General features: G+C 37.0%; 12 protein-coding genes, 7 tRNA genes and 1 rRNA gene. All 20 read right to left on the bottom strand.

The genetic code is table 11. The features are described from left to right. Nucleotides 1–75: 75 nt before the first annotated feature. A complete protein-coding gene (locus tag DXA20_RS01720) occupies nt 76–1,212 on the bottom strand; it encodes a hypothetical protein (RefSeq protein ID WP_118559051.1) in 1,137 nt (378 codons plus the stop codon). Between the two features lie 190 nt (nt 1,213–1,402). Next, the gene (locus tag DXA20_RS16315) at nt 1,403–1,576 is read right to left on the bottom strand and encodes a hypothetical protein (RefSeq protein ID WP_199877038.1); all 174 of its coding nucleotides are present in this window, start codon (nt 1,574–1,576) and stop codon (nt 1,403–1,405) included. A 410-nt stretch (nt 1,577–1,986) separates the two neighbouring features. Next, nucleotides 1,987–2,631 carry a hypothetical protein gene (locus tag DXA20_RS01715; RefSeq protein WP_118559050.1) on the bottom strand — a complete coding sequence of 215 codons (645 nt, stop codon included), beginning with the start codon at nt 2,629–2,631 and terminating at the stop codon, nt 1,987–1,989. Between the two features lie 387 nt (nt 2,632–3,018). Continuing rightward, on the bottom strand, nt 3,019–3,486 hold the full coding sequence (locus tag DXA20_RS01705) for a hypothetical protein (protein WP_118559048.1): 468 nt from the start codon (nt 3,484–3,486) through the stop codon (nt 3,019–3,021). Next, a complete protein-coding gene (locus DXA20_RS01700; protein ID WP_118559047.1) occupies nt 3,486–3,725 on the bottom strand; it encodes a helix-turn-helix transcriptional regulator in 240 nt (79 codons plus the stop codon). Before DXA20_RS01700 ends, DXA20_RS01705 begins: the two co-directional genes overlap by 1 nt. Nucleotides 3,726–3,844: 119 nt before the next feature. Next, nucleotides 3,845–4,696, bottom strand: a complete 852-nt coding sequence (locus DXA20_RS01695) for a hypothetical protein (protein ID WP_118559046.1) — start codon at nt 4,694–4,696, stop codon at nt 3,845–3,847. Between the two features lie 14 nt (nt 4,697–4,710). Then, nucleotides 4,711–4,992: a hypothetical protein gene (locus DXA20_RS01690; RefSeq protein ID WP_118559045.1), complete on the bottom strand. Its 282-nt coding sequence runs from the start codon at nt 4,990–4,992 to the stop codon at nt 4,711–4,713. 38 nt (nt 4,993–5,030) lie between these two features. After that, nucleotides 5,031–5,522, bottom strand: a complete 492-nt coding sequence (locus tag DXA20_RS01685; RefSeq protein WP_118559044.1) for a capsid assembly scaffolding protein Gp46 family protein — start codon at nt 5,520–5,522, stop codon at nt 5,031–5,033. 465 nt (nt 5,523–5,987) lie between these two features. Next, entirely contained in the window at nt 5,988–8,681 is a 2,694-nt protein-coding gene (locus DXA20_RS01680; protein ID WP_118559043.1) for a hypothetical protein, read from the bottom strand. Between the two features lie 189 nt (nt 8,682–8,870). Next, nucleotides 8,871–10,016, bottom strand: a complete 1,146-nt coding sequence (locus DXA20_RS01675; protein ID WP_118559042.1) for an Ig-like domain-containing protein — start codon at nt 10,014–10,016, stop codon at nt 8,871–8,873. A 198-nt stretch (nt 10,017–10,214) separates the two neighbouring features. Then, nucleotides 10,215–10,358: a hypothetical protein gene (locus tag DXA20_RS16060; RefSeq protein WP_158577090.1), complete on the bottom strand. Its 144-nt coding sequence runs from the start codon at nt 10,356–10,358 to the stop codon at nt 10,215–10,217. Nucleotides 10,359–10,373: 15 nt separating this feature from the next. Continuing rightward, a complete protein-coding gene (locus DXA20_RS01670; protein WP_118559041.1) occupies nt 10,374–11,309 on the bottom strand; it encodes a tyrosine-type recombinase/integrase in 936 nt (311 codons plus the stop codon). 107 nt (nt 11,310–11,416) lie between these two features. Then, a tRNA-Lys gene (locus DXA20_RS01665) sits at nt 11,417–11,489 on the bottom strand. A gap of 22 nt (nt 11,490–11,511) precedes the next feature. Next, nucleotides 11,512–11,584: transfer RNA gene (locus DXA20_RS01660), tRNA-Phe, on the bottom strand. 21 nt (nt 11,585–11,605) lie between these two features. Further along, a tRNA-Met gene (locus DXA20_RS01655) sits at nt 11,606–11,679 on the bottom strand. A 23-nt stretch (nt 11,680–11,702) separates the two neighbouring features. Then, nucleotides 11,703–11,784: transfer RNA gene (locus DXA20_RS01650), tRNA-Tyr, on the bottom strand. 4 nt (nt 11,785–11,788) lie between these two features. After that, nucleotides 11,789–11,861: transfer RNA gene (locus DXA20_RS01645), tRNA-Thr, on the bottom strand. Nucleotides 11,862–11,887: 26 nt separating this feature from the next. Beyond that, a tRNA-Val gene (locus tag DXA20_RS01640) sits at nt 11,888–11,960 on the bottom strand. Nucleotides 11,961–11,968: 8 nt separating this feature from the next. After that, nucleotides 11,969–12,042 (bottom strand) — tRNA-Asp (locus tag DXA20_RS01635). Nucleotides 12,043–12,141: 99 nt separating this feature from the next. Next, a 23S ribosomal RNA gene (locus DXA20_RS01630) occupies nt 12,142–12,287 on the bottom strand; the annotation flags it as partial.

The following is a 12,287-nucleotide window of genomic DNA, read 5'->3' as shown; positions in this document are numbered from 1 at the left end:
CACATAAGAGTGGAAATCCACTCGCCAATTTTGGCGAACCAAAAAGGATGTCGGCATTACCGACACCCCAACTGGTTACGCTACCACATCAGATGCAGTAGGCATTTCTAATATTTCTTCAACTGTATAGCCGTTTTCGATAGCATCAATCTCGCCCCAAATATCTTCATCTGAGTTCCCATCTTGGGAATCCTCATTAAGATAATCGAACTGCTCAAAGATAAGTGTGTCTCTAATCTGGGACTGTAAATTCTTAACATAATCCTTGTCAGATGATGACATATATTCCTGTGACTGCTTCTTATCTATCTCATCAATAACGGTCTTATTCTTATTGGTTACATATTTGTACACCTTGCGGATTGTATCTTCATCATATGAATCTCCATATCCTTCACAGATACGATTATAAATCTGAGCCAATCGTCTGTTATTATCTGCCTGTTCCTTATTCTTTTTGGTTCTGACAATTCTATGCTTATATCCCATCTTATCCTCAAAGTCAGATGCATACATTTCACATAAATCTTTGTCCTCATAACGACTGTAGCAGTTGGTAATCTGTCTTAAAGAATCATCCTCTTTAATCTTGTCGTTACTTCTATAAATGTATATCATCTTCATCTCGTCCTCTAAGACCACATTGTATCTCTGACAAGTTCGCCCGGATATTCCGGCAAGACCACCAACATAATCCTGTGTCATGTGACCAATCTTACCTTGAAGATTAGGCATACCATCCTTACATTTCATATTGGCAGACCAATCAAATGAACTGACAAGAGCCACATAATATTTCAGTATGGATATTTTCTTCTTCATATCTGCATCATGTGTCAGAATCCTCTCAACCTCATCAGATGATACCATGACAAAATGCTGTCCTTCCTTTGAAGTATCAAAGTATAAATTCTTTATATCCAATACGAACTCAATTCCTTTACCAAATGACTGCACTATCTTAATCCTGTCCACGGCATCAAGTTCGTATATTCCACGCTGCAATGCATCCGTAAATGCTTTAGGATATTTCTCACTTACACCAACAAGTGTATAAGCCATTCTGTTGATAGATACACAGTCCTCTGTAATCTCCAATGACTTCAAGAAGATATTCTCATCCATCATCTTTCTCAGTGCTATGTATGCAAGCACTCCATCAGGTGTTAATGTGTTTCCTGTAACCAAATTTTCTTCTAAAAATAATCTCATTTTTTATGCTCCTTTTTATGTGTTTTTCTAGGGCGACAACTATGCCCTTTTTATGTGTATGGTTGTCCAAATCTACTGACAACAGGACAGGTAAAATGGCATCATCTGTGACACATATTATTAGTAGATAAGGAATTAGTAGTAGATAAGTGATAGGACTCGTTTGCACGAGTTCCCATCTCTGGTTTTATTATTTTGTTTTCTTAATCTTGTCTAAAATTCCATCTGCATATTCAAATACAAATACGCTTCTCTTTCCATCTGAATCTGTTTTGTCAGGTTTAATATCAACCACCTTAAATCCATCCTTTAATAACTCTCTTGCCTTATTAGCAGTAAAGATAATAATTGTGTTCTTTTCCATTTGTAATATTCTCCTTTTGAATTTTCTTTTTTCTGTTAGTGCGTACCTTCTGGTACGAGTTCATAATCATAAGTTCTTCATCTGATAAATTGTCCTCTGTGGACAACTGCATTTCTAATAAATATTCGTTCATCTTTCTGTGTCCTTTCTTTTGTTATAGGGTGACTGTAATGTAGCCACCCACTTATATATTCTCTATTTAGTTTTCAATTAAGCCGTCTTTTTCAAAACGGAATACTTTGCTACATTTCTGAATGTAAAAGCCAGTGTGACCAATCCTCTCTCTAAATCTTTTATGGATTTCACACCGCACATATTGACCTGTTTCTGTTCAAAACTTCTCCAATGGTCATATTGTTTTGTTGGAAGAGATATATCTATTCCCAACTTCTCGCTGATTGTGGCGACATCTAACTTTGATTCAATCTGTTTTGTCTCGCTGTTGTATCTATCTTCTGAGACAGTCCATACTTGTCCATTAACTGATAAAATTCTTTAATGTTGTGACGCTTCTCTACTTCATATAATTCTGGTAAATCCAATACATCACAAAGAAAGAATCTGTTTCTCTCTTTGAATGTGCTTGAATAAAATCCTTTGAAGGTGCTGTCGATACAAAGCAGCATCATCTTTCCTTCTTCTGTTTTTGGTAACGGGATATTGTATAAAGACCAAACAAGTAGAGCAGTTGATCCTGCATACTTATTTGTATAGCCATAATTAGATACGCTTGCTAAGATGTTCGGATTGATACAACGAGGATTTACATGGTCGTCTATATCTTTCCTGCTGATATGATTGTCAAATGCCATTTCATTTCTACAAAACGCTACATCACACCATACTCTTGTGCGTGATTTATTTTCCTTGAAATAAGCATCTGGACTTGCATAGATATTATCGAAATCATAGAAGTATTCTACATTCCAGTTTGGGTGTACACTCTGTACAACTGCAACTGTTGTGAGTGAATCAATATCATCACTCAATACTAAATCAAATTTTTCATTACTCTTATACCACTCAGGTACTTTACTTAAATATTCCACGTTCATTACGTTCACCATCTGGGCGAAATAATTCGCTCAGACAGTTAATCATAATGAAGATGAAATACTTGCGTTCTTTCTGCAAATTATTTCACCTTGCCTTTCTACCGTTTTTTGGTTACTTCCTTTGTTTTATAGTCGCCATGTCCTATTCATACATTTCCGACTTTTGTTCTTGTGATTTGTTCGCACAGATTTGTGCGTAAGATTATTTATGATTTTTATAGAAATCCATTACCTTCTGATATAGGTCTGGATATATTTTGATTTGTTCTTTCTCCCAACGACAGATAGTTGACTTGTTACATTCCGCATAATCGGCTACCACTTGTTGAGAGATTTCTAAACTTCTTCGCCATCTGCGAAATTCTTTCCCTGTCATTGTGTTCTCCCTTACATATTATGGTCTGATAAATCGTACCAAGCCCAGTCCATAATCTCTTCTGGAATCCATTCATCTCCATCTAACCATGCTTGTGCAAGTTCTTCTGCATACTCATAAGCGTTCTCTTCTACAGTGTCCCAATCAATGAGAAGTTCCACATCTATTTCTTCTCCGAACATTGCAAGAACCTCTACTTCTTCTTCTGCACGTTCTCTTTCTTCTCTATACGCTTGTGTGTACGGATTAGAATATCCATCTAATGACTGATACCGACAACCTTCATCAGCAAGTCCCCATTCCTCAATCATATCGTCTATGGAAGAGTGAGCATCTATGATACTGTTGAATCGGTCTAAGCCCCATCCACCACCTGAATAAGATTGTCCACCTGCTTCACGATATGCACCGAGAAATGATGCGGAAGTTGCAGCAGACCTAATGGACTTACCGCCAAATATTCTACTGAACAGTCCCATTAGTCATCACCTGACTTCTTCTTTTTACTGGTCTGATTTGGTCTTGGTTCTTTTGGCAGTGGCTTTCCAATGCCATAGATGCAGTTGATAAAAGCGTTATATGTTTCCTCTGATAATCTTTCTTCATTCTGTTCAACCATAATGATATATCTTCTTGATACATTGCACCAATCAGCGACTTGCTGTTGTGTCTTACCATTATAATATCTCAGGAATTTTAACTGTTCTCCACTGAGCATTTTATCCCTCACTTTCTACAAAAAATGGGACGACCTATACACATATAAGTCACCCCATAATTATTCAAATTATTCCAAATGAAACTTTACTTTCTTTTGGTTTTCTTTTTATGTGTATTTTATTTACCTGTAGGTAATACTGTCTTAGCAACAACGATTGCTGTATCATCAGTTAATGACATTGCATAGAACTGAGATAAGTAAATTGTTGTCTGTCTGAGACCTGCATTTCTTTCTGCTTCTGCGAATGGATTCTCTTTTGGAATGTAAGAGATAGCGTTCTTCTTCATTACAAGAATAAATCCCTCTGTGTTTGTTGTATCATAGAGACGGTCAGATAAAACAACTGGAATGTTGAGAAATTCACCAATCACTCCGTTTACTGCTATACCGTTACCATCCTTTGTCATTGTTCTCTCACGAGAAGTGAACATATCCATCTTGTAGAAAGATGGTGCAAAGAGAGATGAGATAACGATAGCATCAAAATCTGCACTGTCTCTGTCGTCACCGTAAAGACCGAGAATAGCAATCATCTCGTCCTGTGTTACAGTGTTCTTAGCACCTAACTTATATTTAAGTGGGGACTTTAATGCCTCTGCAATAGCATCAGTATCATATTTTCTACCAACTGCGATTGCCTGCTGCTCTGCTGCTTCATTGATAGCGTTACCAAGTTCAACCTCAGAATCATAATCTGCAACTTTTACGGCTGGTGCCTGGATTGCTTTGATTGTAGCAGTTGTAGATGTCTGCTTCATCTGTGTTACATCCATAGGAGTATTGATGTCCCAATCCTTAGCATCTCCGATATAACCCCACTTAGGCATAGTTAATGTCTCACCGACTTTGCCGTGGAGTTCTCCTAAGTTTACAAGGAACTGTGCTACCTTGCACTTGCCTGTAATCTTTTCTCTTACGAGAGCAGAATATACATCAGGCACAATAACATTAGTGTTAATTGTACTCATAAATTTTCACCATTTTAACCTTTCATATTTTCTTTAATTTCCGACACATCTGACTTAATCTCTTCAAGGTCAGATTTGTATGTATTCAATACCGTCACAAACTCAGCGTTTGTCTTTGATAATCTTTCATTGGTTTCCTGTGCATTAGCCAGAACAGTGTAAAGTTTTTCCTCACGCTTCTCTGACTGTGCTGTGAACTTCTCAAATGCTTTATAGATAAACCATCCTAAAGCAAGTACACAGACAATAGGAAAGCCAACAGAAGTAATCAATGTTTGAATTGTATTTACGTCCATTAGACCACCTTTCCCATTGAATAAGTGGTCATCACCACCTATTTATTCAATGCTTGATAAAGTGAAGGATTCTCTGCATAAAGTTTTGCCCTCTCTGCATATCCCATCTTCTTAAAATCTTCCCTTGTAATTCCTTTTGAGGTCTGGTGATTTGATGGTTTGTTTGATCCGTTGAGAAAGTAGTTACCGAACAATGCACCTACCTCTTCTATGGTCTTATCCATGTCCTCACCGACATTTAAGAACTGTGCTAATCCTTCTGGAAGTTCTTTCTCTTTTAATTTGCTTGCAAGCGTCATTGACTTTTCCTTATTAGCAAGTTCTTTCTCTTTACTTTCGAGAGCAGAAATTCTTTCCTCTAATGCTTTCTCTGCATCAGATTTCTCAACTGGCTTTAATCTTGCAATCTCATCATTGGCAGTTTTAAGTTTCGCACTGTAATCTGTACGCACCTTATCTGTTTCTGACTGAACATATTTAGACACAAGAGCCATCTGCTCATCTGTTAAATTCAATTCTTTAATATCCATCTTTTAATCCTTTCTTGTTGCAGTCGGTACGCCCTAAGTTAAATTTAGTTCGTGTGGCTGCCCCATAAAAACTTTTGATATATTTTAACGTGCCGTTTTTTCGACCGTTATAAACTGGAGGAGGAAGGGACGATAGAACACCGTCCCATAAATAAATGATTACTATGTTAGATACTAGAAATTTTGTTGCATAAAAAATTTAGAAAATCGTTGACATTGACTTTCTATCCTGCTATAATAGCATTTGTAAAAGTTTCTTATGCTTTTCCATAGGAAAGAAATTTAATGACAAGAACACCAATGTATTCATAGGATTGTTGGTGTGTTTTTTATGCCCAAAACGCAATTTTTCTCTCCATATTACACCCATTGTAATGACTTCGGAATGCCTTATTTTTCAAGGGTTTTCGAATTTAATTCGGTAATAATCGTGCAGTTTTTTTGCAAAATAAAAGGAAGTGGTTTTTATGCCACTTCCGATTTTTTATGCTTTATTCCGTATATCTCAATGTCTCCTGCTGCATCTTCTACAAGTGTTGGTGTTGTATCATCTGTCTTAACCAGTTTCTTCAATGTAGATGATTTCAGTTCCAATAATCCCTGTAAGATATAGTCCTCATATTTCTCTGCATCCTCGCTTGTAAGCAATGTGTAAAGTGTTGCTTGGTTCATCTTTATCTCTGCCAAATCTTCCAAAAAGTTTTCAATGGTCTGCTTTCTCATGCGGTTGTATTCACTCTTACCCAACTGAGTTTTCTCAACTCCTAATTTCTTATCGTCTTTGGCTCTTTGCTTGCATAATTCCAAGACCGCCTTAATCTTATCTTTGTCTACATCTCTTGATTTAATATCTGGCTTTCTCAGGATTTTATGCAGTGCCTTTTCTGTACCCTCAACTGTCATTGTCTTGTATGCAATCTCATCACCAATCATATCAAGTGTTGTATTATAGAAGATATATGTCTTTTTGCTGTCGTAATTTCCTTTCTTACCAAGTTCCTTAAAGAACATTGGATAACCGATTTTGCCATCTTCTTTGCTTTTGTATCGTTCTCTGATTTCTTTCAACTCATTTTTGTTATCTACAATCAGTGTTTTCTTTGCCTTATCAATTTCAAGACCTGACATTATAGATAACTGACATACATCCTTATACAATCTATCAATATAACTTTGATTCGGTTCTTCTTTATTCATCTCGTGCCACAATTTTGAGTTCAAGACCTGTGAAAGATTAACAATCTGACCTATAAGATTTTCACTGCTTTCATAATCCAACTTTGCAAGATTCTTTGCCGTGTATTCCTCTTCCTTCGGATCAGGTTCAATATCTGTTGTCGGAACTAAGAACTTATCATAATTCTTAACGGCTGCATCAATCATTATATCGTTGTCAACAATCATCATCTGATCACTGTCGAAGTCCATTGAATTTGCTCTCTGTAAAACATTCTCACCTACTGAATTGATTACCATAATGTTGTCTGTCATATTGATGTAGGTTGTAACCAAATGGTTCTCAGTGTTATGTGGGAGATAAATATTTCCCATTGTGATATGTGGACTTCTGCAAGCAAGTAACTGTTTCTGTGGGAACGCTGTTGATATAATGTTTCCTTTACCAACTATTGTTGTCTCTGGCTCGTACTTTCCGATTGACTCCTGAAGCATTTCAATTGGATTTCCTAAGACCGTTGAGTAGTTACCATTGACAAGAATCCTGCCACACTTAATATCTGCTCTGATGCTCTCAATTACATTCTTCGCAAGATGTTTGTAAAGTTTTGTGTCCTTGAAGGACATATTCAGTTTCATCATTCTGTAAATTACATCTGCTTTTACATTCATCATTAAGTCGCTGTCCTCATCATCTGAGGTTGCTTCGCAATAGTGATACATTGCAAGTGGATCTTTCCTGAGCAGTTCGATATAATCTAATGTCTGTTGTAATAATTCTGTGATTTTATTCTTTGTAATCTGTAAGGTGTTTAAAATCTGATAGTGTGTTCTTACTAACTTACCGCCAAAGTATTTGGTCGGCTTTTCATATTTTACTATTCCAAATGGGATATTTTTCTTAGAAATTTGTTTCAACCAATCATAGAACCAACTCTCGGTATCTCCGAATTTACAATATTTAATACTGCTTCGAGTAGTAATAAATTTGATGTCCTCGATTCTCTTTGCTGTTGTAATTCCGTTTAACTGGGAAACATCTGTGATGTGGTTATCTTTGAACCACTGCTGAATATTGCTGTTAAAGCAACAAGATTTGAAGAATTTGTGACGAAGAAGTAACATTCCTTTGTCTTGGTAGTCACCCATCAGAGATTTATCAATCAGTGATTGTCCATCCCATATTTTGTTTTCAATCGTCATTTCTTTTTCTTCTGTGAAGAGTTTCTTATCTTTAAGTCCCACATACATTACCTTATCTTTGAATACTGATTTTACATCCTTGATAAGAAGTATGTTCTCCGGGCGAATATCTAAGTTTGCTGTTTTATGTGATAACAACAATGCTCTGTACGCTTCAAATGATGCAAGATTGATTCTTCTCTTCTTAGGATTGATACCGCAATCCGTAAACAGGTTCATTGTGTGAACCAGTTCCTTGTTGATGAAGAAACATTTACCTTGTCTTGAAGCACTTCCTGATCGACACCATCTAACATATTCAATATCGTCAATCTTGAAAGAGAAATCTTCCTTATCATATATCATATATCTGATGGTTTCTTTTGTCTTTCCGTCTACCCTGTACTTCTTGACCTTGCCCTTATCATCCTTATCATCTTTAAGTGTACTTCTAAATGAAGAATATTTGAATGTTAAGTATACTACTTGGTCTGTTGCTAACTTTCTTCTGACATTGAAAAATGCTGTCTTTGTCATTCGTCTGTCTGCAATCACTCGACCTAATTCATCCAGTGCCATACTGCTATCTAATTTCATTTTGAATAACTGGGGATTTCTCAGATGAAGAATTTCATCTTTTGATTCATCATAGTAATCGTAATAGGAAGATAATCCAGAAGGTACGATTTCTTTTGCAACCTTAATCTCTTTGCCCTTTTTGTTCTTTGTTGATTCTACTTCTACTCTAAATAAGTCCGTAGCATCAATGCTCATAATCTTCAAGCCATTATCTAATATCATTTATTTCCTCGCTTTCTGTGTATTTGGCTATCAGATTTATCCCTTACATAATATGTATCGACACAAGTTATAAAAAACTTAACCCTTTTTTGTAAACTTTTTACAAAACTTATGTTCTTTACATAGATATTATATCATATTCTATGAAAATATCAAGTAAGAGATAAATCTTTTTCGCCAAGTTATAGGTTACTCTGTCATTTCAAAATCTTTTGCTGCTGTTACACCGTTGACCGTACACTTGATAGTGATTGTCTTTCCAATGTAATTATAATCAGAACCAAGTTTAATTCTCTTGCCATTGGTAGAAGTTCCTGCTCTCCATGTGATAAATGATGTATTGTTCGTAAACTCTGTATCTCCAATGAAGCAAGTCCATGTAAAGTCAGCAGTTGTCATATCGGCAATAGTTGTCTCTGTTATATCCTGACCATCTTTATCAGTAAACAGACAACTCAACGACTTATATGAGCCACCAATCTTAATAGTATCTGTAGATGCTGATATGCTCATTGTGTAATTTACATCTGATCCACTACCAGTATTAACAACGGTTATGGTAGTCACGCATGAGTTAGCAGTAATCTCAACTGTACCCTCTTTAAGCAATGTCATAAGACCAGTATCACTAACAGTCGCAACAGTTTCATCAGAAGATGAATATGTTATAGATGGATTATCCACAACATTCCCATTGTTGGTCACAACATAGGTCAACTGATATGTGGTACTCTCATTCATATCCAATGTGGTAACACCTGTATATACCGTCTTATAATTGTCCTGTGGCATTGTCTGACGCTCCATATAGAAATAAGCCAGTCCATTGTTAAAGAATGTATTACCGACCTTATAATAGCCACCAAAGGCATAATATTTATTATCTACTGCAATACCTCTTGCAATGGGATTATCCTGTGTAAACATAGCCACAGCACCATTGACCATACTGAATACACTTCCATGTGCCACAGTCCATTTATCCGATACAACAGACATAGGAACATCTATATACTTATTCTCTGATTGGACAACAAATGTTGTATCACATTTCACTGCAAGAGAAGTAAAATATATATTGCTTTCAATTCCATCTTTAGATGTAACAATAAAATTACTTCCGTTTAATACAAAAATAGTTCCAATATCAATAGGTGTACTCTGAGCATAGAAAAATCTAACCTTACCTTGCGGTGTGGTACTACGCTGATTCCTGCGAAAGAATACATCATACTTGGTATCTGAATTGAAGAAATCTGTAACTGTAATCTTCTCTCTGTTCATGGTCATATCAAATTGCTTCTGTGTACGACCAAATACATTCGCATAATTCATGTATCTCTCCTTTCCAAAACAAAACAATAATAAACCCAAAGAATAACATCTCGTTGAAAACGAGTGGTATCACTTGTTTATTATTAACTCTTATCTACTACTAATATGTGTCACAACTACCCCACTTTTATCCCTATCGTTGTCACGATATTTGGACAACAGTAGGGATTTATTGGGGGTTGTTGTCACCCTAGAAAATCACTTGGTTTTTTTCACAAATTTGCTGTCGTCAAACCATTTCAAGTTACCATTGTTATCTAATGGCAGTTCCATCTTTGAGCCATCATCAAATTCAATCACCTGTGTTACTCTGCCGTTATCTGCCTTGATCCATTTCTTCATAAACATTATTCTCCTTTACATTCTAATTTGTTCTCTGTTTCTGTTCTTCAAGTTATCTAATGGATTGAACTTCTCAAAATCCATCTGCAAATCCTGACCAAACATAGCAAGGTATTCATTCGTGACTGCAATATTACTGTGTCCCATGATGGTCTTTAATCTTACAATATCACCACCTGAGAGAATCCAGTTCTTTGCGAAAGTATGTCGGAATGAATGGATGCTCGTAACATTGACACCATGCTTAATGTTGTAGCGATACACTAATGTCTGCCATGTTCTGTTACTGGCTTGCTCACCATAGTTATTACAAAAGAGAAAATCATCAGGATTTCCACCACGAATATCAAGATACTCTCTCAATATCTCAGATAAAGACGCTGAGAGTGGGATTAACTGCTGTCTACGGTTCTTTGTCTTACGCAACATAATCATTCCATTATCAAAGTCAATGTCCTTGATATGGACGTTTAGAGCCGTACTGAGACGATTTCCAGTAGCAAGCATATAGTTTTCAAACACCCATGTCTTAAACTCCGTAAAAGAGCAACTATTGAGGTCTGGCTTGGCTAATAATTTCTCCAACTGTTCATTCGAGTAAGTTTCCTTAATGTCCTTCTGTGCTTTTGGAAGATGAATTTTGAACGAGGTCATGTAGTTACATTCCATACAATAATATAGAAATGCTCTCACAGACCGTAAATAAGATACGACAGATACATCATTCACATTATGTTCTGTTTTAAGATGATTGGTAAATCCATCCACTGTGTCGATTGTAACCGCACCGATAAGACCACCTTCACAGTAATCTACAAACGGCTGAATCTTATTCTCGTATGACACAATAGATGCTTGGGATAAATTCTTGACACGACACTTCCTGATAAATAAATCATAAGCGTCATCTACAGATAAATTTTTAGATTGATTCATTTGGATTTGTTTCATAAGAACAACCTCACTTTCTGTGTGCTTGACCTCTAAATTTAAGTGAGACAGTTATACGAATACAATAAAAAAACTCATCACTAAAAGCAATGAGTTTTCCCATCTAATGAGACACGGGGGATTCGAACCCCCGACAACTTGATTAAAAGTCAAGTGCTCTACCAACTGAGCTAGTATCCCATCTTCGCCAAAAAGACGAAAATGCCCAGAACCGGAATCGAACCAGTGACACGCGGATTTTCAGTCCGCTGCTCTACCAACTGAGCTATCTGGGCAAAAGATATTTACTATCTTAGTAGCGGGGACAGGATTTGAACCTATGACCTTCGGGTTATGAGCCCGACGAGCTTCCAGACTGCTCCACCCCGCGTTATTTAATTAACCGAAGTTAAATGGATGGAGAAGGATTCGAACCTTCGAAGGCGAAGCCAACAGATTTACAGTCTGCCCCCTTTGGCCACTCGGGAATCCATCCATAAAGCCGATGATCGGACTCGAACCGATAACCTGCTGATTACAAATCAGCTGCTCTGCCAATTGAGCCACATCGGCATATTGAAAATGCTTTAGAATTTAAATGGGACCTACAGGGCTCGAACCTGTGACCCTCTGCTTGTAAGGCAGATGCTCTCCCAGCTGAGCTAAGATCCCATATAAAACGACCCAGACGGGACTCGAACCCGTGACCTCCGCCGTGACAGGGCGGCGCTCTAACCAACTGAGCCACTAGGCCATCAATCAATGAATATTGATTAAAGAAGGTGATACCTTCAAAACTGTATACCGATTATAACATCTTCACGCTGCTTTTGCAACCAGCTCTCCGTTTCTTTTGGATAAGCCTTCGACCTATTAGTGACAGTCAGCTGCATGCGTTACCGCACTTCCACCTCTGCCCTATCTACCTCATCGTCTCTAAGGGGTCTTATGTGATTCCTCACGGGATATCTCATCTTAAGGGGGGCTTCACGCTTAGAT

Origin of the sequence: Roseburia sp. AM59-24XD (genome assembly GCF_003478445.1) — a bacterium.
Lineage (GTDB): Bacteria > Bacillota > Clostridia > Lachnospirales > Lachnospiraceae > Jutongia.
This window is presented reverse-complemented; position numbering and strand designations above follow the sequence as displayed.